Here is an 18,620-nt window from a genome sequence, read left to right on the forward strand (position 1 = left end):
GGTGTTAGTCCTTTTGCAGATCGAGCAAGGCGTTGAGTTGGGAGAGGTTGTTGCGGGCCCAGCGGCCGTAGTCCTGGGCGTGGGCCAGGATGTCTGCTGGAGTGACACCGCTTTCCAGTAGTTCGGCGTTAGCACCGGGGGTGGGCCAGGCCGCTTGAGCAGTGCCGGAGGCAGCGGCGCTGATTTCTGCGGTGGGCAAACCGGCACCGAGGGCGAGGTTGAAGTCGCGCACCCAGCCAGCAGTGAACACGCAGCGAGGGATAACAACAGGCGCAGCAGCTGGTGCCGGCCGATAGACAGTCGTGACATGGGGGATGCGCTCCTTGAGCTGTTGGTGTTCCTGGTCGTGCCCGGACTGCTGGCCGAGCAGCTTCTCTTCGGCCTGGTTGGCGCGCTCGACTTGCTGCAAAAGCTGCACGCGGCTGTCGATGGCCACCAGTCGTGCCTGCTCGGCGTGCTCGGCCTTGAGGCGATCCAGGCTGGCATTCCCCAGGGCCTCGGCATGACGGGCACCGAAGCCGTAGCCGATGGCACCGGCTGCGCAGGCACAGAGCAGGCAGGCCAGCAGGCCGAGCAGCAGCTGTTGTGGCAGATTCTTAAGCCCGACCATGGCGCTGCCTCCGGCGATTGCGTGCCTTGCGGGCGGCGCGGCGAGCAGCTGCCACACCCGACTTGCCGGGGCGCACCTGGGGCCACTCCTGCAGATAACGGACACTGGACATCCAGGGCCTTGGCAGCAGATCGGCGATGGCCACCAGGAGGCGGCCGAACAGGCAGCGCATCATTGTGGCGGCTCCTGTTCCGGCCCCTGCTTGACCAGGCGGGCGATAAACAGCAAGCAGGCCAGCACGCTGTTGAGGGTGGCGTAGGCAGTCGGGGACAGTTGCGCCTGCCAGATCGGCAGCAGCGTGACCTGCAGGAAGCCAAACAGAGCGATCAGCGCCGCCAGTTGCACGCTGTAGAAGGTGTGGCAACGACGCCACTCGGCGATCAGCTTCATGCCGCCACCGCCTTGCCGTGCTGTACACCGGGCACGATGCCAGCCAAGGCCAGGCCATCAACGATGATTGTGTCGCCGTACCAGGCACCACCTGGCAGCGGCCCTGGGCCGTTCTCGTGGCGGATGATGGCCAGCACCAGGGTGCGCATCGTTTCGTAGCGGTAGACGTCGACGGTCTCGTCGTCGGGGCCTACGCCCAGTGCGCTGGCTACAACTTTGACATAAGCGCTGGTGTCGTTTTCAACAGCCGGGGCCCAGCGCTCGATGAACTCGCGCACTGAGTCAATGCGGCTGCCGTCTTTGGCGCGGCGCTTATCTTGGTAAGTGATCAAAACCCGAGCGATGGCACGGACACCCCAACGAGGGCCGTTGAACACGACAAAGCGAGGATCGCCACTCTGGTCAGTGGCCTGTCCCTGCCAACGCACACCGGCCACGCGGTCGATGTTGCCAGGGTTGAAGTTGCGGATACCGCGAGGGGTTTCAGGTCGCATAGCGCCTCCTGCTGCTGGGCGCTCAGGAAGACCGAGCGCCAGAAACGAACACGCCGCCATAATCGGCGGCGTGCTGCAGGAGGGCTTTTAATCCGGTTTAAAGAGGAGTCTTAGATGATCCCGCTGCAGAATCGAGCTGCGTGTTTGGCATTGCTATCGTCAGTGCAGTATTCCCGCACGATAGATGCACCGGCCGGATTCAAGAACTCGATATTGTCCATCAGCTCCAGGAGATCCCAGTTAGTGAACTGGCCTGTTTCATAGTTCACCTTTTTGACCTCATCCATCTTGAACGCCAGCTGGATGACAGGTGAGTCCTTTTCGTTGCCATACTTATCAACCAACTTACCGTTAAGCGTAAACGCAACTACATCAGGGTTTTGCTCAGGGAAGTACTTGATCAGTTTTGGCAATATCCTGTTCGCTTCGTCGGATGCCATAAAGAAAAAAGACGCCCCGTCGTAGCCCATTTTGGAGTCCAGGCTAAACACCAACGCACTCACCCCATCCAGTTGGGTTGTGGACACGCTGCTGATATGTCGATTGATCTCTTCTAGCGTTTTTGGTGGCGCGTCGCCACAGCCTGAAAGGGCTGAGATGGCCATGACAGCAAATGCGAGATTCCATTTTTTCATGCTGATACTCCTTTCAATCAAAACCAAAGACCGCCAACAAGCAGCCCAAATATAAAAAGGCCCGCTGCATTCCAGCGGTAGGTGATCAGAAACTCCCTCAGTTCCATCTTCGACGCCGTGGGCGGGGCCGCACTTGCCACAACTGGCTTGGCCTCGAACTGCAAGATGAACTCCAGCACCTTGGGCAGTTCCGAGCGCTTGAGCAGGTTGAGCTGGGTACGCCCGAAGGTAAGCTCACAGAAATTGCTCAACGCATGCCGAGCATCTTTTTCGTCAGCCGCCCGCAGGATTTTGGAGATCAGTCTCTTCCTATCGGCCTCTTCCTGCAGGCGCTCAAGTCGTGCCTGGATAACACCCTTGGCCTGGACAAACTGGGTCGCGGTTACCTCGTCCAGACCGGTCACGCTGAGCTGGGTGTGCACCTCACGCCAGACATCACGCGGATCATCCCCCAGCTCTTCGCACTGAGCACGCAGTTGATGCAATTCCTTGCGCTGGGCCGGCAGCAGGGCTCGCTCATCCACCCGCTCACCGATGGTGAGCTGGGTACCAAAATTGATGTTGCCTGTGTTGGTCTTGGTCTTGGTCTTGATCTTGATGCCAGGCAGTGAAGTAGGTTGTTTACCATCGCCCCGGCTGTCGAAGTTGAACTCGTAGAGGTCGCGGCCCGCGACTCTATTTTTCTCGCCATCTACCTCAATGTCATTGTCGCTCACGAACTGCTCCTTACTCGTGATAGTCCCTACCTGCTGTCTTATTTCCCGAGCCGGTGACCACAACGCCACCGCCACTCTTAGCTGGCTTCTTCGCTACATCACCTGTCAGCAGGGATGCGAGTAGCTGCTTTTTCTTGGCTGCACTGAGCCCGCGATAGCTGTCGAGCAGCAACTGCTCGTCGGGAGGGAGTTGCGGGGTCGCACCGACTGAACGCTGCCCTGTCAGGACGAATACCACATCGACTCCGGTAACTGCCAAGCGGCCGATTAACTCTGCAGTAGCTCGCTTTCTACCTGAACAAACATCGCGCAAACCCTGACTAGTTGATTCGCCGATAACTCGCGAGGCGTCCGCAAGCGAAAGCCCGAGACGGTCAAGCTCATCGCGCAGGTGGATGTGTATAGCTTCCACTGAATTGCTTGGCACTGTGTAACCCTTACACCATTATTAATCCACACCGTCCCACCACGAACGGCAACTAAAGCGGCACCGATACAGGCGCCAGACCCCCTCAAAAGGAGTTCCATCATGGAGCTACGTACCCCAGACCAAGCCCGAGCCGAGCTGAAAGCCAAGGGCATCTCGATTACCCAATGGGCAATCGCTAACAAGTTCTCGCCCAACCTCGTTTTCGAGGTGCTGGGTGGCCGCAAGAAGTGCGTCCGTGGCCAGGCTCACGAGATCGCCATCAAGCTCGGCCTCAAGGACGGCGAGATCTGCAAAGACCCGGCTACCGCACTTGAAAGTCGCTTTGTTGCTTGAGGCCCGCCATGAACCTCTGCGATCAAACCATCCAGTACCTGGGCCAGATGCAACAAGAGTGTCTGCTGGCCAACGGTAAGCAACCGAGAGGCATCACTCTCAGTGCACCTGGCGAATCATGCGCAGCAAGCGCAGCTCAGCCGTCAGCGTCTCTTGATCTTTCCCTGGCAGCTCCGACAGCCGCTGGAGATCAGCAATGAGCGCCGTTTTGTTTACCGCTCCGGTCTTGGTCAAGTGCCCCACCAGCAGGGCAAAAGCCCCTTCTAGAGCCGCCAAGTTGCCGCCTTGCCTGTCCAGCCGCTCTTGTTCGTCCATCGCGATAGTACCTGTTCTGTCAGTCAATTTACCTCATTCAATTGTGCATGGCACAAGGCCATTGCCAATGCGCAAACCCGGCCTTTGTTTGGAAGGCGTTCCAGCACATCAGCGGAGGGCCTTCCAATGACCCCAGCACAATGGAAACGCGTCCAGCCGATCACGCTGCGCGACGCCCTCAAGCTGTGCCAGCAGCACGCCAAGGAGCGCTTCAACTTCAGCATCGAGCGCATCGCTGCGCTGATGGGCCTGGATGACCACTGGACGCTCTACAAGTGGATCGCCAACGGCCGCATGCCGGCTGTGCTGCTCCCGGCTTATGAGCAAGCCTGCGGCATCAACCTGGTCACCCGCTGGCTGGCCGGCAGCGGCGGCAAGCTGCTGATCGACGTGCCCACCGGGCGTACCACCAGCGCCCACGACATCCAGACCTTGCAGGCCACCCTCCATGAGGCCACAGGCCAGCTGATGGGCTTCTACTCGGACAACGCCGAAGCCAGCGCCACCCTGGCTGCCATCCAGGCCGGCCTTGAAGAGCTGGCTTGGCACCGGGGCAACGTGCAACAGCACGCCCAGCCGCAACTTGAACTTGGAGAGAAGCCATGAGCAGTGAAGACAAATACACCTCGGACCAGGTGCAGCGGGTGCTACGCGTAGTGCTGGCCCTGGGTGGCAATGAGTTCCGCGGAATGTTGCTGAAAGAGGTGGCCACCGCCGCCGACTGCACCGAGAGCAATGCCCTGCGTGCTTTGGAAAACCTGCGCACAGCAGGGTTCGCAGAGCGCAGCGCCTATGACGACAAGCGTTGGATGCTTGGCCCGCGCCTGGTGCAGATCGCTTTTGCCTTCGACAGCGCCCTGCAGAAAGCCAAGCGCGAACTGGACGAGCGCCGCCAGCGCTTCACCCGTAACCCCAATTAAGAGAGACCACATATGGCCCGCCAAAAGACCACCACGGAGTTCACTCCCATGGCCGAGATCAGCCCGGAGGCGTTGCAAGAGGAAGCCGGCACCCTGGGTATGCTCGGTACGATTGCCCAAGGTATGCAGGAGGAGCGCGACCTAGTAAACCAACTGCTCGGCCAGGCACAGATGGCTGACGCATATGCCAAATTTTCGGTCACGGTGACCACTTCTAAGCTGGCCTATGTCAAAGAAAACAAGCTGTACCGGGCTTTAAAGGGAATTAAAAGCGGTCACGGTGACCAGTTCTTAACCGGTACTTGGGAAGAGTTCTGCGATCTGCTAGGCCGCTCGCGTGAGCAAGTAGACCGCGATATCGCCAACCTCCGCACCTTCGGCGAAGAAGCCCTTGAATCCATGTCTCGCATGGGCATCGGCTATCGCGAGATGCGCCAATACCGACGCCTGCCTGAAGATCAGCAAGCAGCCCTGATCGAGGTCGCCAAGACCGGTGACAAGGACGCCTTCGTCGAGCTGGCCGAGGAGATCATCACCAAGCATGCCGCCGAGAAGGCCGAGCTGAGCAAGAAGCTCGAAGACAGCCAGGCCGACTACGACGCTTTGTCGAAAATGGAAGCCGACACCAGCAAGAAGCTGCGTGACACCAAGCTGGAACTGGAGCGCAACCTGCTGCGCACGCTGCCCTGGGATGAGCGCATCGCACCGCTGAAGGAAGAGATCACCGCTCGCCAGTGCCTGATCGACGAATCCCTCGCGCGCCACCTGCAGGCCGTCGACGCCCTGGATGCCTGGCTGACCAATGAGCTGACCTCGCGCCCGGACTACGACCCCGAGTCCCCGGTCGATCTGCCGCCTGAAGCGCTGACCGTTCTGGTGCATCTGGAGGATGCCATCCAGCGCACTGCGCACCTGGTGGCAGGTGCCATGAATGACCTGCAGAACCGCTTCGGTGCCGATCTGGCCCAGGCACGGCAGCACCTGCTGCAAGTAGGCGAGTGATGAGCGGAGCGGCAGACATGGCATTGACGCCTGATATTCGGGATTACCTGTGTGAGCTGGCGCGCAAGCTGGATGCCTCCGGGCATGGCGAGCGCGGGCCGCTGATGGCTGCCGCCCAGGAGTTCCTCGACTGGTCGAGTGCGACCATTTACCGCCAACTGAAACTGGCTTGCGGCTGGGATGCCGGACGCAAGACCCGCGCTGACAAGGGCAAGACCAGCGTGGCCGGTGACGCTCTGCAGATGCTGGGCGCTGCGCAGCGTGAGGGTGTGCGGGAGAACGGCAAGCAAACGCTGTTCACCCCGGCCGCACGCAGCATCTTGGAGCAGAACGGCATCCAGCTGGGTGTGAGCAACGGCCACCTGAACCGGCTGATTCGGGCGCGCAGCCTGGACGTTACCTCGCAGCGCAATGCCAGCCCGGTGCAGGCCCTGCGTGCGCCACACCCGAACTACCTGCACGAGGTCGACCCTTCACTGTGCCTGGTGTACTACCTCAAGGGTCGCCAGCACATCATGCGCGACAGTGAGTTCTACAAAAACAAGTTGGAAAACTTCGCCAAGGTGAAGCTGAAGGTCTGGCGCTACGTCATGTACGACCGAGCCAGCGGTGCCCTGAAGGTGTGGTACTGCGAAGCCGCAGGCGAGAACCAGCACAGCCTGTTCGACTTCCTGATGTTTGCCTGGAGCAAGGACGCTGGCTCGCTGCTCCATGGCGTGCCGCTGTTCCTGCTCTGGGACAAGGGCTCGGCCAACACCAGCAGCGCAATCAAGAATCTGCTCAAGCACCTGGAAGTGACCCCGCTGGAGCACGAGGCCGGCAACGCACGGGCCAAGGGTGGCGTCGAGGGTGGCAACAACATCGTCGAGACCCAGTTCGAGAGCCGCCTGCGCTTCCAGCCGGTCAACGATATCGCCGAGCTGAACGCTGCGGCCCTGGCCTGGGCTGAGGCCTACAACGCCAACCTGATCCCCGGCCAGGACACCCGCCTGCGTCGTGCCGGGCTGGTGGAGCCGGTGGCGCGTTATGACCTCTGGCAGCTGATCCGCGCCGAGCAGCTACGCCTGCTGCCGGATGTGGCGGTGTGCCGCGCGCTGATGACCAGCCGCGAAGAGGAGCGCACGGTGCGCTCGGACATGACCATCAGCTTCAAGCACCAGAACGCCGAAGCCCGGATGTTCTACGACCTGCGCGGCCTGGACGGCATCGTCGTCGGGGCCAAGGTGAGCGTGCGCGGTCTGGCCTACGGCGACTGCGCCATCCAGATCGAGGCACCACGTTATGACGGCGAGATGCTGACTTACCGCGTCGAGCCGATCCGTGGCTATGACGTGTTCGGTCAGCGCCTGGACGCGGCTATCCCCGGCCAGGAATACAAGTCTCAGCCGGAAACAGCTATCGAGAAGGCAGCCAAGGTCATGGACGAACTGGCCTACCCGGCGCAGGACGCCAAGCAGGCCCGCAGCAAGCAGGTCACCCCCTTCGGCGGCAAGCTCGACTCGCACGAGCACCTCAAGGACATCGAGCTTCCGACCTACCTGCCGCGCCAGGGCAGCACCATCGAAACCCCGGAGCACCTGCGCAACGACATGCCAAAGCTGTCGGCCCTGCAGGCCATGCAGCGCATCGTCACGGCCATCGGCCATCGGCCGCAGCCTCACCCAGGCCGAGAACACCTGGCTACGCAGCACCTTCAAGGAGGGCGTGCCGGAAGACCAGGTCAACGCCTTGATCGAACAGTTCACCCGGCCGGCAGCCGTTGCCCCGGCCTCCAATGTCACAGGCCTGCGGGCCGTTTAAGGAGCACGTCATGCAGCAGCAGATGATGAAGTTGAAGCGTGTCATGTGGCAGCTCGACATCTCCCAGCGGGAGATGGCCGACGCCATCGTGAAGCCTGATGGCGAGTCCATCAGCCAATCCACCATGGCCCAGTTGGTCAACCACGGCATGTGGCCAAAGACCTTGGAACGCCTGAATTTGGAGCGTCAGATCACGACGCTTCTGTTCGCCCGAGGGGCGAACGATGACCACATTCGCGACTTGTTCGTGATGGAAGAAGCCGATGCAGCGCAAGTCTTGGTCGGCCGCGCTGCATCGGTGCCCCGCAATGCCAACAGCAAAGAGAGCGACTACATGCTACTACGAAAAAACACTCTGACCCGCCAGGCCAAGGAACACTTCCGTCTGCCCCGCGACCCGTTCACGGACGAGATGCAGGAAGAGGAAGACGTGTTCTTGTCCGATGACATCCGCTATGTGCGCCAGGCTATTCGTCAGACGGCCAAGCACGGCGGCATGTTGGCGGTGGTAGGTGAGTCCGGCGCGGGTAAATCGACTCTGCGCCAGGATCTGCTGGAGTGGATTCACGTCAACCGTGAGCCCATCACGGTTATCCCGCCCTATGTGCTCGGCGTAGAAGAAGACAACGTCAAGGGTAAAACGCTCAAGGCGCTCGATATCACTGCTGCGATCATCCGCAACATTGACCCGAGCATTAAGCCACGCCGCAGCCAGGAAGACCGCTCGCGGCATATGCACGAGTTGCTGATGTCCAGCGCCCAGGCCGGCCGTCGACATGTGGTGATTATCGAGGAGGCACACAGCCTGCCCATCACCACCCTAAAGCACATCAAGCGCTTCTACGAGCTGGAGATGGGCTTCAAGAAGCTGCTGGCCTTCATCCTGATCGGACAGACCGAACTGGGCGACAAGCTCAGCGAATACAACCCAGCGGTGCGCGAGGTGGTTCAGCGTTGCGAGTTGGTTCGCCTCAAGCCCCTGGACAACCACGTCGAGGCTTATCTCAAGCACAAGTTCGCCAGGATCGAGGTGGACTACCAGGGGATCTTCGAGCCCTGCGCCTTTGAGGAGATCCGCAACCGCCTGCGCATGTCCATGACCGGTGGGCGCGGCGCAGCGCGCGAGGTGAAGACAATCTCCCTGTGTTACCCGCTGGCGGTGAACAACCTGGTCTCCGGCGCGATGAACCTGGCGGTCAAGCTGCACGAGAACAAGGTAACCGGCGAGCTGGTAATCGCCTCCCTGCGCGACGGGGAGGTGTGACATGGCCAGCCTTCAGCTTGTAGCACCACCTGTTCAGCGTCCAATGAGCATCACAGCACCTGAGTTCCTGCCGAAATTGACGGAGTTCAACGACCTGACTCGCGCCGTGCGTGATGCCGGCCTGCAGATCACGGCGATGTCCTTCCTGGACAACACCATCACCATCTCGCTCGAAAGTGTTGAGCAGCTGGTACGCCGCTTCGCCCATGAAGTGCGCGGCCAACGGCACCGCACCCGAGGCCGTTTCACCCGTAACGCAGTGACCATCCGTGGCATCGACGTTGTGTGGTTCTCCCTGGTGAAGGAGCAGGACGCATGAACGTGCTCTGCATCAGCCTCTGCAACCCCGAGCAGATCACCGACCCACAGGAGCTGCGCGAAGCCCTGGAGCGGGCCAATCAGCAAATCATCCAGCTGGGCAACCAGTTGGATTGCCTCACTCGCGGAACTCACGGACTGACCACCGAGCTGGCAGTGATGTGCGAGGCGCACCTCGCAGGTGATGCCGGGCTTGTCGCTCAGAAGGTCTCCGAGTTCGCCAACCACTACCGGCAGCACTGCCAACCAGGAGTGAAACACTGATGAATACCAATCAAACACCGGTACCTGCCGGCTATGTGCGCAATGGCGCAGGCCACCTGGTGCCTGAACACCAGGTGCGTGAGCACGACAAACTGCGCGATGGGGTGGCAGGTGATCTGGCCCGCATGGCGCTGGATATCAACAAGGCCCTGGTCGGTTTCAAGACCAAAGCCCTGGCCGATATCGACGACCTGATCGCCATCTCGAATGAGAAGTACGGGGTAACCATCGGCGGCAAGAAGGGCAATGCCTCGATCACCACCTATGACGGCCGGTTCAAAGTCGAACGCCAGATGGCCGAGCGCCTGAGCTTCACTGAGGAGATCCTCGCGGCCAAGGAACTGATCGACCGCTGCATCCGCAAATGGAGCGAGGGAGCCAACAACCACTTGCGCGTACTGGTTGACCGCGCATTCCGCGCTAACAAACAGGGCCAGATCAAAACCGGCGACGTCCTCAGCCTGCTGCGCATCGAGATCGACGATCCCGACTGGAAGCTCGCCATGGAAGCGTTGAAGGACTCCATCCAAGTCAACGGCACCGCCGTCTACATCCGCGTCTATCAGCGTGTCGGTGAGACCGACCGCTACGACCCTATCAACCTCAATATCGCGGCGGTGTGAGATGGATCAGGAACGCATCCTCGAAAAGATCAAGAAGTGCATGGAGATGGCGAAGTCAAAGACCGCCAACCCCAACGAAGCGGAGATCGCCCTGCGCCAGGCACACAAGCTAATGGAGGCCTACAACCTGGAGCTGGGTGATGTGCTTGCGAGTATGGCGGGCGAGGTGAAGGTGTTTGCAGGCTCCGAGGGCGAGCCGCCTGCCTGGCGGGTTCGATTGGCCCAGGTTTGCGGTCACGCATTCGGTACCCACCTGATCATCCGCAGCGGCTGGATTGAGGCAGCGTCCTTTATCTTCGTCGGCTGCGCAGCAGCCCCTGAGCTGGCCGGCTACACCTCGGCCAGGCCAAGCTGAAGCGTCGCAAGCTCAAAGCACGTGACGAGGTGGCCACCGAGGCCGGCTATCGCGCTGGCAAGTCGGCACAGCTACACCAAGCCGTGAACCACCAGCCACGTGCGCTACTGACAGCGGGGGCCTGATCCGATGCGCATCCAGTGCCCATGCTGCGGTGAGCAGTTCCCGTTCGAGGCCGGCTTCGCCGATGCCGAAGGCAAGCAGTTGGCGGCTCTGTTCGCCGACCTGGAGCCACGGCTCGGACGCGCAGTGCTGGCCTACTTGCGGTTGTTCAGCCCGGCAAAGCGCGGCCTGCGCACCACCAAGGCGATCAAACTGGTCGAGGAACTGATGCTGCTGGTCAATGCCAGCAGCGTCACCCGCGACGCCCGCACCACTGAATCCAAACCAGCCAGCCCGGCTCTGTGGGCTGCTGGCATCGAGCAGATGCTCACCCAGCGCGAACGTCTATCCCTGCCGTTGGACAACCATCACTACCTGCGCGCTGTGGTGTTTGGCATTGCCAGTGATCCTCAGCAGGTCAAACAGGCGGCACCCGCCAAGCCACGCCAGGTTGTCTCAGTCCGTAGTCAACGCCAAGACCAGATCGGCCGCATCAACAGCGACGTGATGCTTGGCCTCCTTACTAAAGAAGAAGGCGAGCGTCGTGTCGCTGAACTGATGGGAGAAACATCGTGAAAGCCGATAACCGTCTGCGCCTGATCAAGCTGATCCACGTCGCCCGCCGCGAGCTGTGCATGGATGACGACACCTACCGTCTGCTGCTCAGCGGCATGAAGGGTTTGGGTGGTGCAACTTCGACGGCCGACCTCAGCGTTCCAAACCTGTACCGGGTTTTGGAACAGCTCAAGCAGCGCGGCTTCAAGGTACGTCCAAGCAAGAAGCAGCGCCCCCTGGCAGCGGACGATCAGTCGAAGAAGATCCGCGCGCTCTGGCTGACGCTGCACGGCATGGGCGAGGTGCGCGATCCGTCCGAGGAAGCCCTGGCCAAGTTCGTCCTGAAGATGACGGGCGTACAGGCCCTGCAGTGGCTCAGCAGCGATCAGGCCAGCCAAGTGATCGAGAATTTAAAGAAGTGGCAACTGCGCGTTACTCGCGCAGCTATTAAGGAGGAGAATGTATGAGCGACTTCCGCAGCAAGGGCCCCGAGCTTCTGCTCGATCTGACCCAGCACATCGCCCATGCCTTGGGCGAGTTGATCGCCCTGGACAACGACAAGGCTGAGCATGTCGCCAAAGAGGTCGCGGATCGTATGGCTGCCCATTGGGGTGGCCAGAACATCTACTTCCCGATGGGGCTGTCGATCAAGCTGAGCCGGCGTGATCGGCTGATCTACGACAAATTCAACGGCCATAACCAGAGCGACCTGGCCCGCGAGTTCGGCGTTTCGCTACAGTGGGTCTACAAGATCATCAAGGCGGTGCGGAAGGAGGAGATCGCGCGTCGTCAGGTAGATATGTTCAGCCCGGCCAGCGACGCCTGACCGGGCGTTTTCTCCATTGCATTATCTGCAACTCTTTTTCAAACTCCATTCCGTTTAGTTTCGTTCCGTCTCGCTATGTTTCGGACTTTTCTCAGGTTTCCCTAAGGATGGTCTGAAAAAGACTTCCTGATTTTGGCAAAATATCCGCACTCCACCCGCCGAGTTTTCCGATGAAGCAGATGACCTTCGCCGACGCCGAGTACGCCGGCAAGCGCAAGCAGACCCGCAAAGAATTGTTCCTGATCGAGATGGATCGGGTAGTGCCATGGAAAGGGTTGATCGCTTTGATCGAGCCGCATTATCCAAAGGGTGAAGGCGGCCGACCGTCCTATCCGCTGATGGCGATGCTGCGAGTGCATCTGATGCAAAACTGGTTCGGTTACAGCGATCCGGCGATGGAAGAGGCGCTGTACGAGACCACCATCCTACGCCAGTTTGCCGGGCTGACTCTGGAGCGCATTCCTGACGAAACCACCATCCTCAACTTCCGCCGCTTGCTGGAAAAACACGAACTGGCTGCCGGCATCCTGGCCGTGATCAATGGCTACCTGGGTGACCGTGGTTTGTCGCTGCGCCAAGGCACCATCGTCGATGCCACGCTGATCAACGCGCCGAGTTCAACCAAGAACAAGAACGGTAAGCGTGACCCTGAGATGCACTCAACCAAGAAAGGCAATCAGTATTACTTCGGCATGAAGGCGCACATCGGGGTGGATGACGAGTCTGGCTTGGTGCACAGCGTGGTGGGTACTGCCGCCAACGTGGCGGATGTCACCCAGGTCGATAAGCTGCTGCACGGCGAGGAAAACATGGTGGGGGCCGATGCCGGATATACCGGTGTCGAGAAGCGCCCCGAGCATGAGGGCCGTCAAGTGATCTGGCAGGTTGCAGCACGGCGTAGCACTTACAAGAAACTCGGTAAGCGCAGCGCGCTGTACAAAGCCAAGCGCAAAATCGAGAAGGCCAAGGCCCAAGTGCGAGCCAAGGTCGAGCATCCGTTTCGGGTGATCAAGCGTCAGTTCGGTTATGTGAAGACGCGCTTCCGTGGCCTGGTCAAAAACACGGCGCAACTGGTGACTTTATTCGCGCTGTCAAATCTGTGGATGGCGCGCCGACATTTACTGACGAATGCAGGAGAGGTGCGCCCGTAATGCTGGAAATGGCTGCCGCGAGGTGCTCGCGGCGGCTAAAAACACAGAAATGAGCCGGTAATCTGATCGTTTTTGATCGATTTATCACTTTCGAAATCAGCAGAGGCTGACGTCAGCCAGAAATGCATGGCTACTTCAGAGGATCCCTAAGTATTTATCTCGGTCTGGGTCACAGTGATGGCAACGTAGGTAGTTTTTCAACAGCCTGGTAATCTTCCTGGCCCGTCGGATATCTCCGACGGTCAGCTTATATAGGTGTAGTGGTTATGAAACGTGTAGGTCTGATCGGTTGGCGCGGCATGGTGGGTTCCGTGCTGATGCAACGCATGCTGGAAGAGCAGGATTTCGACTTGATCGAACCGGTGTTCTTTACCACCTCCAATGTCGGCGGCCAAGGCCCTTCTATTGGCAAGGAAACGGCGCCTTTGAAGGACGCCTACAGCATTGACGAGCTGAAAAGCCTGGACGTGATTCTGACCTGTCAGGGTGGCGACTACACCAGCGAAGTCTTCCCCAAGCTGCGCGAAGCTGGCTGGCAGGGCTACTGGATCGATGCCGCCTCGTCGTTGCGCATGGATGACGGCTCGGTCATCGTGCTCGATCCGGTCAACCGCAAGGTGATTGATCAGCAGCTCGATGCTGGCACCAAGAACTATATCGGCGGCAACTGCACCGTCAGTTTGATGCTGATGGCCCTGGGCGGTCTGTACGAGGCAGGCCTGGTCGAGTGGATGAGTGCCATGACCTATCAGGCGGCTTCCGGCGCCGGCGCGCAGAACATGCGTGAGCTGATCAAGCAGATGGGCGCGATCAACGCCTCGGTAGCCGATGAACTGGCTGACCCGGCCAGTGCAATCCTGGATATCGACCGCAAAGTGGCCGAAGCCATGCGCGGCGAGTCGTTCCCAGTCGACAACTTCGGCGTGCCGCTGGCCGGCAGCCTGATTCCCTACATCGATAAGGAGCTGCCGAACGGCCAGAGCCGTGAAGAATGGAAGGGCCAGGCGGAAACCAACAAGATTCTTGGCCGTTTCAAGAGCCCGATCCCGGTCGACGGTCTGTGCGTGCGCATCGGCGCCATGCGTTGCCACAGCCAGGCGCTGACCATCAAGCTGAACAAGGATGTGCCGCTGTCGGACATCGAAGGCCTGATCAGCCAGCACAACCCTTGGGTCAAGCTGGTGCCAAACCAGCGTGAAGCGAGCATCCGCGAACTGGGCCCGACCGCTGTGACCGGCACTCTGAGTGTACCGGTCGGTCGTCTGCGCAAGCTCAACATGGGCTCGCAGTACCTCGGTGCGTTCACTGTAGGTGATCAGCTGCTGTGGGGGGCTGCTGAGCCGCTGCGGCGCATGCTGCGCATCCTGTTGGAGCGTTAATCGCGCTGCGCTGAGACGCAAGCAGGCTGTCTAAAGGGGGCGGGCTGTTGGGCACTCGAGTCAAATCGAGGGTCCAGCAGTCCGCTCCTTTGCATTTGGCGGGTGCGGCTATACAGTGCTGGGCTTATTTATCCGAGCCTTGCCATGACCCGTACTTTTGATATTGCCGTAATCGGCGCCACCGGCAGTGTTGGCGAAACCCTGGTGCAGCTGCTGGAAGAACGCGAGTTCCCGGTGGCCAATCTGCATCTGGTCGCCAGCGGTGAATCGGCCGGGCGTTCCTTGTCCTACAAGGGCAAGAACCTGCGCGTACGTGACCTGGAAACCTTCGACTTTGCCAGTGTGCGGCTGGTGTTCTTGGCTGCTGGCAGCAAGGTGACGCAGAAGTATGCCGCGCAAGCTGCTGCGGCTGGCTGCGCAGTGATTGATCTGGCCAGTGGTTTGCCGGCCGCGCAGGCACCACGGGTGATTCCTGAGGTCAATCCTGAGGCATTGGCGAGTTTGGCCGCCCCCTACGTGTTGACCAGCCCAAGTGCTCCGGGTATTGCGCTGGCAGCTGTGCTGGCGGCGTTACCTGGGTCGGTCAGCATTCGCCGAGTGACAGTGACCGCATGCCTGGCAGTCTCCAGTCGCGGGCGGGAAGGGGTTTCAGAGTTGGCGAGGCAGACCGCCGAGCTGCTTAATGGTCGGGCGTTCGAGCCGCAGTTATTTGATCGGCAAATGGCTTTCAATCTGCTGGCGCAGGTCGAGCAGACGGATAGTGCCGGGCATGCTGGGTTGGAGCGGCAGGTTGCTGACGAGCTCAAGGAGTTGCTGGGATTGCCTGAATTGCAGGCTGCAGTGACCTGCATCCAGGTGCCGGTGTTTTTTGGCGACAGTCTGAGTGTTTCACTGCAGGCCGAGTCGGCCGTCGACCTGAAGCAGGTCTACGCCGCTCTGGACGCCGCGGCGGCTCTGGAATTGGTGGGGTTGGATGATTATCCGACTGCGGTCGGCGACGCAGTAGGCCAGGATGTGGTCTATGTTGGCCGAGTCCGCGGCGGTTTGGCTGATCCAGCTGAACTCAATTTGTGGATTACGTCTGATAACGTGAGAAAAGGCGCAGCGCTAAATGCTGTGCAATTAGCCGAGTTGTTGATAAAACACTATCTGTAAAAGATACTTACCTAGAAATTTGAAGAATCTTTCGAGCTTGGCAATACTGGCTGAGTTGATTGCTGAATGGGGTTGCGTCTTCGGACGGGGCAGGCAGCAATTTTCAATATCCTCTCGCTGGTCGAGAAAAAAAGATAAAACAAGGGATAACGCTATGGTTCGGGTTCGCAAACTGGTGCTGGCAATCGCAGCTGCTTCGGCGCTGTCATCCGGTATGGCGCACGCGCTGGGGCTGGGTGAAGTTACCCTGCAGTCGGCGCTCAATCAGCCCTTGGTGGCTGAGATTGAGTTGCTGGAAGTGCGTGACCTGGCTTCCAACGAAGTAATACCGACCCTGGCATCCCCGGAAGCATTCAATAAAGCCGGCGTTGATCGTCAGTTCTTCCTGGCTGACCTGAAGTTCACCCCGGTACTTAAACCCAATGGCAAGAGCGTCATTCGGGTTACCTCCAGCAAACCAATGCGTGAGCCGTACCTGAACTTCTTGGTTGAGGTGCTCTGGCCGAATGGCCGTTTGCTGCGTGAATACACCCTGCTGCTTGATCCGCCGCTGTACACCCCGCAGAGCGTTATTCCTGCCACCGCGCAGATGCCTGTGGCAACACCGACACCAGCGCCCCGCGCACAGGCTCCAGCACCTGCGCCGCGTCCAGCAACTGCTGCGGTTCAGCCGGTCGCTCCAGCGGCTCCGGCAGCACCTGCCGCCCCAGCAGCCAAGCCGCTGGAAGGCAACGAATACAAAACCACTGCCAACGACACCCTCTGGGAAATTGCCCAGCGTGCGCGTGCCGGCGGTAGCGTGCATCAGGCCATGTTGGCGATCCAGGACTTGAATCCGGATGCCTTTATCGGCGGCAACATCAACCGTCTGAAAAGTGGCCAGGTACTGCGTCTGCCTGATGAGCAGCAGGTCAAGAGTCGTGCTCAGGGTGAAGCCCTTGCTCAGGTTGCCGAGCAGAATGCCGCCTGGCGTGAAGGCCGCAGTGTAGCTGCCAGCGCCCGTCAGCTGGATGCCACCAAACGCACCAGCGCCGCCGCGACTCCAGCCAAGGTTGAAACTGGCGATAGCCTGAAACTGGTTGCTGCTGACAGCGGTAAAGCTACTGCCGGCAGCGACAAGGGCGCCGCCGACAGCAAAGCGTTGACTGACAAATTGGCCGTGACCCAGGAGAGCCTGGATTCCAGCCGCCGTGAAAACGACGAGCTGAAAGGCCGCATGACGGATCTGCAGAGCCAGCTCGACAAGCTGCAGCGTCTGATCCAGTTGAAAGACGATCAAATGGCCAAGTTGCAGGCTGATCTCGCTGTGCAAGGTCAGGTGCCTGCTGTTGCACCCGCGGTCCCGGAAGCTCCTGTAGCTGAAACCCCGGTCGCACCAGTTGAACCAGCTCCTGAAGCTGCGCCACAAGATCCAGCGGCTGCGGCGCCGGTTGTGCCAGCTGCAACCGGCGAGACAGATTTTAATTACAGCGAGGAGCCCGCTGCTCAGCCAGAGACCGCAGCGCCTGTTGCGGTTGAGCCAGCTCCGATTGCTGCTCCCGAGCCAGCTCCGGTCACGCCTGCTGCCCCTGTTGCCGAAGCGCCTGTAGTTGCCGAGCCGCAGGCTGAAAGCAGTGCTATTGATGATCTGTTGGCCAATCCGATGTTGCTGGGTGCTGCAGGCGGCGGTGCACTGCTTATATTGCTGGTTGCGCTGATGATGCTGTCGCGCCGCAATGCGCTGAAAGAAGCCGAATTGCAGGAAAGCCTGGCCGCTGATGAGGGGGCGTCCGATCTGGGGGCTGGTCTGGACCTGCCGGATGACAGCTTTGCTGGCATGGCTGATGATCTGGATAGTCAGCAAGCTGATCTGCCTGGCGAAGAGTGCGTGACTGCGCAAACCGGCGATGCACTGGGTGAGGCGGATATTTACATCGCCTATGGCCGCTTCCCTCAGGCTGCTGAATTGCTGCAAGGCGCCATCAATGATGAGCCGCAGCGTAGTGATCTGCGTCTGAAATTGATGGAGGTCTACGCCGAGATGGGTGACCGTAATGGTTTCGCCCGTCAGGACAGCGAGCTGCGTGAGATTGGTGGCAGTGCTGCCGAGCTTGATCAGATCAAGGCCCGCTACCCGGTCATGGCAGTTGCTGCCGGCGCTGGTTTTGCCGCAGCAGCTGCTGCTGAAGAGAATCTAGACAGCTTCAGTCTGGACGATCTGGCCCTGGACGAGCCTAGCCCGAAAGCGGCCACTGGCGATCAGGACGATGCGTTCGATCTGAGTCTGGACGATCTTGAGTCTGAACTGGATCGTGATCTGCAAGCTGCTGGTAATACTGCCTCGCTGGATGATCTGGATAGCTTGTCACTGGATGACGATATGGATTTCAGTTCGCCAGTTGAGCAAGCCGACAGCAAGGATGACGACCTGGGTTTTGATCTGAGCCTGCCTGGAAGCGGCGACAGCGGTCTTGATCTGGGCGGCGATCTGGCTGACTTCAGTCTGGATCTGGATACTCCGGCCAAGCCTGCAGCAGCTGCCGAAGATGACTTACTGCTGAGTCTGGATGATGAGCCAAGTGCGGCGCCGGTTGTGGCTGAGCCAGGTTTTGATCTGCCGGATGAGCAGGCGAGCGGTGATTTCGATCTGTCGGCTGATTTCGATCTGTCACTAAATGATGAAGCGCCTGTGCAGTCCTCAAGCGACAGCTTTGCTGCTCAACTGGATGACGTCAGCGCTGAGCTGGATTTGCTGTCTGATGACCTGGATCAACCAGCTGGCCTGGATGAGCCGGCCAGTGCCGCTCCGTCCAGCATGGATAATGACGATGACTTCGACTTCCTCTCGGGTACCGACGAGACGGCAACCAAGCTCGATCTGGCGCGTGCCTACATCGATATGGGTGATACCGAAGGTGCTCGCGATATCCTCGATGAAGTCATCGCCGAAGGTAGCGAAGGTCAGCAAAATGAAGCGCGTGAGCTGATCGCTAAATTGGTCTGA

General features: G+C 59.8%; 25 protein-coding genes. 17 read left to right on the forward strand and 8 right to left on the reverse strand.

What is annotated here, in order from left to right:
• Positions 1–4 precede the first annotated feature (4 nt).
• The 7 genes from BLW24_RS16690 to BLW24_RS25670 form a co-directional block, all read right to left on the reverse strand.
• Positions 5–610, reverse strand: coding sequence for a lysis protein (locus tag BLW24_RS16690; RefSeq protein ID WP_090384321.1), 606 nt, complete (start codon positions 608–610; stop codon positions 5–7).
• Positions 597–785 (reverse strand): hypothetical protein, encoded by a 189-nt coding sequence (locus BLW24_RS16695; RefSeq protein WP_090384324.1) that lies wholly within the window; start codon positions 783–785, stop codon positions 597–599. The genes BLW24_RS16690 and BLW24_RS16695 overlap by 14 nt, the downstream gene beginning before the upstream one ends.
• Entirely contained in the window at positions 782–1,000 is a 219-nt protein-coding gene (locus BLW24_RS16700; protein ID WP_090384327.1) for a DUF7940 domain-containing protein, read from the reverse strand. The genes BLW24_RS16695 and BLW24_RS16700 overlap by 4 nt, the downstream gene beginning before the upstream one ends.
• Positions 997–1,494 carry a structural protein gene (locus BLW24_RS16705; RefSeq protein WP_090384330.1) on the reverse strand — a complete coding sequence of 166 codons (498 nt, stop codon included), beginning with the start codon at positions 1,492–1,494 and terminating at the stop codon, positions 997–999. Before BLW24_RS16705 ends, BLW24_RS16700 begins: the two co-directional genes overlap by 4 nt.
• Before the next feature lie 110 nt (positions 1,495–1,604).
• A complete protein-coding gene (locus BLW24_RS16710) occupies positions 1,605–2,129 on the reverse strand; it encodes a hypothetical protein (RefSeq protein WP_090384335.1) in 525 nt (174 codons plus the stop codon).
• 17 nt (positions 2,130–2,146) lie between these two features.
• Complete coding sequence (locus BLW24_RS16715) at positions 2,147–2,845, reverse strand: hypothetical protein (protein ID WP_244161177.1); 699 nt, start codon at positions 2,843–2,845, stop codon at positions 2,147–2,149.
• Positions 2,846–2,855: 10 nt separating this feature from the next.
• Complete coding sequence (locus BLW24_RS25670) at positions 2,856–3,083, reverse strand: hypothetical protein (protein ID WP_139272686.1); 228 nt, start codon at positions 3,081–3,083, stop codon at positions 2,856–2,858.
• Positions 3,084–3,374: 291 nt separating this feature from the next.
• On the opposite strand from BLW24_RS25670, the gene BLW24_RS16725 reads away from it, so the two are divergent.
• Positions 3,375–3,608, forward strand: coding sequence for a DNA-binding protein (locus tag BLW24_RS16725; protein WP_090384345.1), 234 nt, complete (start codon positions 3,375–3,377; stop codon positions 3,606–3,608).
• Between the two features lie 99 nt (positions 3,609–3,707).
• Here the strand turns inward: BLW24_RS16725 and BLW24_RS16730 are convergent, their stop codons facing one another.
• Complete coding sequence (locus BLW24_RS16730) at positions 3,708–3,923, reverse strand: hypothetical protein (protein WP_090384349.1); 216 nt, start codon at positions 3,921–3,923, stop codon at positions 3,708–3,710.
• Between the two features lie 126 nt (positions 3,924–4,049).
• Here BLW24_RS16730 and BLW24_RS16735 point away from each other — a divergent pair, with 126 nt between their 5' ends.
• From BLW24_RS16735 to BLW24_RS16810, 16 genes are all read left to right on the forward strand, one after another.
• A complete protein-coding gene (locus tag BLW24_RS16735; protein WP_090384352.1) occupies positions 4,050–4,529 on the forward strand; it encodes a hypothetical protein in 480 nt (159 codons plus the stop codon).
• Positions 4,526–4,843 carry an IclR family transcriptional regulator gene (locus tag BLW24_RS16740; RefSeq protein WP_090384356.1) on the forward strand — a complete coding sequence of 106 codons (318 nt, stop codon included), beginning with the start codon at positions 4,526–4,528 and terminating at the stop codon, positions 4,841–4,843. Before BLW24_RS16735 ends, BLW24_RS16740 begins: the two co-directional genes overlap by 4 nt.
• A 12-nt stretch (positions 4,844–4,855) precedes the next feature.
• Positions 4,856–5,845, forward strand: coding sequence for a hypothetical protein (locus tag BLW24_RS16745; RefSeq protein WP_244161178.1), 990 nt, complete (start codon positions 4,856–4,858; stop codon positions 5,843–5,845).
• Positions 5,846–5,862: 17 nt separating this feature from the next.
• Positions 5,863–7,671: a transposase family protein gene (locus BLW24_RS16750; RefSeq protein ID WP_244161179.1), complete on the forward strand. Its 1,809-nt coding sequence runs from the start codon at positions 5,863–5,865 to the stop codon at positions 7,669–7,671.
• The gene (locus tag BLW24_RS16755) at positions 7,656–8,909 is read left to right on the forward strand and encodes an ExeA family protein (RefSeq protein WP_244161180.1); all 1,254 of its coding nucleotides are present in this window, start codon (positions 7,656–7,658) and stop codon (positions 8,907–8,909) included. The genes BLW24_RS16750 and BLW24_RS16755 overlap by 16 nt, the downstream gene beginning before the upstream one ends.
• 43 nt (positions 8,910–8,952) lie before the next feature.
• Positions 8,953–9,228 (forward strand): hypothetical protein, encoded by a 276-nt coding sequence (locus BLW24_RS16760; RefSeq protein ID WP_244161181.1) that lies wholly within the window; start codon positions 8,953–8,955, stop codon positions 9,226–9,228.
• Positions 9,225–9,491 carry a hypothetical protein gene (locus BLW24_RS16765; RefSeq protein ID WP_090384365.1) on the forward strand — a complete coding sequence of 89 codons (267 nt, stop codon included), beginning with the start codon at positions 9,225–9,227 and terminating at the stop codon, positions 9,489–9,491. The genes BLW24_RS16760 and BLW24_RS16765 overlap by 4 nt, the downstream gene beginning before the upstream one ends.
• Positions 9,491–10,114, forward strand: coding sequence for a DUF3164 family protein (locus BLW24_RS16770; protein WP_090384368.1), 624 nt, complete (start codon positions 9,491–9,493; stop codon positions 10,112–10,114). Before BLW24_RS16765 ends, BLW24_RS16770 begins: the two co-directional genes overlap by 1 nt.
• A 1-nt stretch (position 10,115) precedes the next feature.
• Positions 10,116–10,469, forward strand: a complete 354-nt coding sequence (locus BLW24_RS16775; RefSeq protein WP_244161182.1) for a DUF2786 domain-containing protein — start codon at positions 10,116–10,118, stop codon at positions 10,467–10,469.
• A gap of 129 nt (positions 10,470–10,598) precedes the next feature.
• Positions 10,599–11,147: a hypothetical protein gene (locus tag BLW24_RS16780; RefSeq protein WP_090384373.1), complete on the forward strand. Its 549-nt coding sequence runs from the start codon at positions 10,599–10,601 to the stop codon at positions 11,145–11,147.
• Positions 11,144–11,593, forward strand: a complete 450-nt coding sequence (locus BLW24_RS16785) for a gp16 family protein (protein WP_244161183.1) — start codon at positions 11,144–11,146, stop codon at positions 11,591–11,593. Before BLW24_RS16780 ends, BLW24_RS16785 begins: the two co-directional genes overlap by 4 nt.
• On the forward strand, positions 11,590–11,952 hold the full coding sequence (locus BLW24_RS16790; protein WP_090384379.1) for a Mor transcription activator family protein: 363 nt from the start codon (positions 11,590–11,592) through the stop codon (positions 11,950–11,952). The genes BLW24_RS16785 and BLW24_RS16790 overlap by 4 nt, the downstream gene beginning before the upstream one ends.
• A gap of 170 nt (positions 11,953–12,122) precedes the next feature.
• Positions 12,123–13,103 (forward strand): IS5 family transposase, encoded by a 981-nt coding sequence (locus BLW24_RS16795; protein ID WP_090375326.1) that lies wholly within the window; start codon positions 12,123–12,125, stop codon positions 13,101–13,103.
• A gap of 266 nt (positions 13,104–13,369) precedes the next feature.
• Positions 13,370–14,482 carry an aspartate-semialdehyde dehydrogenase gene (gene asd / locus BLW24_RS16800; protein WP_090384382.1) on the forward strand — a complete coding sequence of 371 codons (1,113 nt, stop codon included), beginning with the start codon at positions 13,370–13,372 and terminating at the stop codon, positions 14,480–14,482.
• Between the two features lie 144 nt (positions 14,483–14,626).
• On the forward strand, positions 14,627–15,637 hold the full coding sequence (locus tag BLW24_RS16805; RefSeq protein WP_090384387.1) for an aspartate-semialdehyde dehydrogenase: 1,011 nt from the start codon (positions 14,627–14,629) through the stop codon (positions 15,635–15,637).
• A gap of 154 nt (positions 15,638–15,791) precedes the next feature.
• On the forward strand, positions 15,792–18,620 hold the full coding sequence (locus BLW24_RS16810) for a motility hub landmark protein FimV (protein ID WP_090384392.1): 2,829 nt from the start codon (positions 15,792–15,794) through the stop codon (positions 18,618–18,620).

The organism is Pseudomonas anguilliseptica, from assembly GCF_900105355.1.
Classification (GTDB): domain Bacteria; phylum Pseudomonadota; class Gammaproteobacteria; order Pseudomonadales; family Pseudomonadaceae; genus Aquipseudomonas; species Aquipseudomonas anguilliseptica.

Excerpts from the sequence above, each read along its gene's own strand:
- BLW24_RS16690 (WP_090384321.1), bottom strand. The coding sequence starts at position 610 with ATGGTCGGGCTTAAGAATCTGCCACAACAGCTGCTGCTCGGCCTGCTG.
- BLW24_RS16695 (WP_090384324.1), bottom strand. The coding sequence starts at position 785 with ATGATGCGCTGCCTGTTCGGCCGCCTCCTGGTGGCCATCGCCGATCTG.
- BLW24_RS16700 (WP_090384327.1), bottom strand. The coding sequence starts at position 1,000 with ATGAAGCTGATCGCCGAGTGGCGTCGTTGCCACACCTTCTACAGCGTG.
- BLW24_RS16705 (WP_090384330.1), bottom strand. The coding sequence starts at position 1,494 with ATGCGACCTGAAACCCCTCGCGGTATCCGCAACTTCAACCCTGGCAAC.
- BLW24_RS16710 (WP_090384335.1), bottom strand. The coding sequence starts at position 2,129 with ATGAAAAAATGGAATCTCGCATTTGCTGTCATGGCCATCTCAGCCCTT.
- BLW24_RS16725 (WP_090384345.1), top strand. The coding sequence starts at position 3,375 with ATGGAGCTACGTACCCCAGACCAAGCCCGAGCCGAGCTGAAAGCCAAG.
- BLW24_RS16730 (WP_090384349.1), bottom strand. The coding sequence starts at position 3,923 with ATGGACGAACAAGAGCGGCTGGACAGGCAAGGCGGCAACTTGGCGGCT.
- BLW24_RS16735 (WP_090384352.1), top strand. The coding sequence starts at position 4,050 with ATGACCCCAGCACAATGGAAACGCGTCCAGCCGATCACGCTGCGCGAC.
- BLW24_RS16740 (WP_090384356.1), top strand. The coding sequence starts at position 4,526 with ATGAGCAGTGAAGACAAATACACCTCGGACCAGGTGCAGCGGGTGCTA.
- BLW24_RS16745 (WP_244161178.1), top strand. The coding sequence starts at position 4,856 with ATGGCCCGCCAAAAGACCACCACGGAGTTCACTCCCATGGCCGAGATC.
- BLW24_RS16750 (WP_244161179.1), top strand. The coding sequence starts at position 5,863 with ATGGCATTGACGCCTGATATTCGGGATTACCTGTGTGAGCTGGCGCGC.
- BLW24_RS16755 (WP_244161180.1), top strand. The coding sequence starts at position 7,656 with ATGCAGCAGCAGATGATGAAGTTGAAGCGTGTCATGTGGCAGCTCGAC.
- BLW24_RS16760 (WP_244161181.1), top strand. The coding sequence starts at position 8,953 with ATGAGCATCACAGCACCTGAGTTCCTGCCGAAATTGACGGAGTTCAAC.
- BLW24_RS16765 (WP_090384365.1), top strand. The coding sequence starts at position 9,225 with ATGAACGTGCTCTGCATCAGCCTCTGCAACCCCGAGCAGATCACCGAC.
- BLW24_RS16770 (WP_090384368.1), top strand. The coding sequence starts at position 9,491 with ATGAATACCAATCAAACACCGGTACCTGCCGGCTATGTGCGCAATGGC.
- BLW24_RS16775 (WP_244161182.1), top strand. The coding sequence starts at position 10,116 with ATGGATCAGGAACGCATCCTCGAAAAGATCAAGAAGTGCATGGAGATG.
- BLW24_RS16780 (WP_090384373.1), top strand. The coding sequence starts at position 10,599 with ATGCGCATCCAGTGCCCATGCTGCGGTGAGCAGTTCCCGTTCGAGGCC.
- BLW24_RS16790 (WP_090384379.1), top strand. The coding sequence starts at position 11,590 with ATGAGCGACTTCCGCAGCAAGGGCCCCGAGCTTCTGCTCGATCTGACC.
- BLW24_RS16795 (WP_090375326.1), top strand. The coding sequence starts at position 12,123 with ATGAAGCAGATGACCTTCGCCGACGCCGAGTACGCCGGCAAGCGCAAG.
- asd (WP_090384382.1), top strand. The coding sequence starts at position 13,370 with ATGAAACGTGTAGGTCTGATCGGTTGGCGCGGCATGGTGGGTTCCGTG.
- BLW24_RS16805 (WP_090384387.1), top strand. The coding sequence starts at position 14,627 with ATGACCCGTACTTTTGATATTGCCGTAATCGGCGCCACCGGCAGTGTT.
- BLW24_RS16810 (WP_090384392.1), top strand. The coding sequence starts at position 15,792 with ATGGTTCGGGTTCGCAAACTGGTGCTGGCAATCGCAGCTGCTTCGGCG.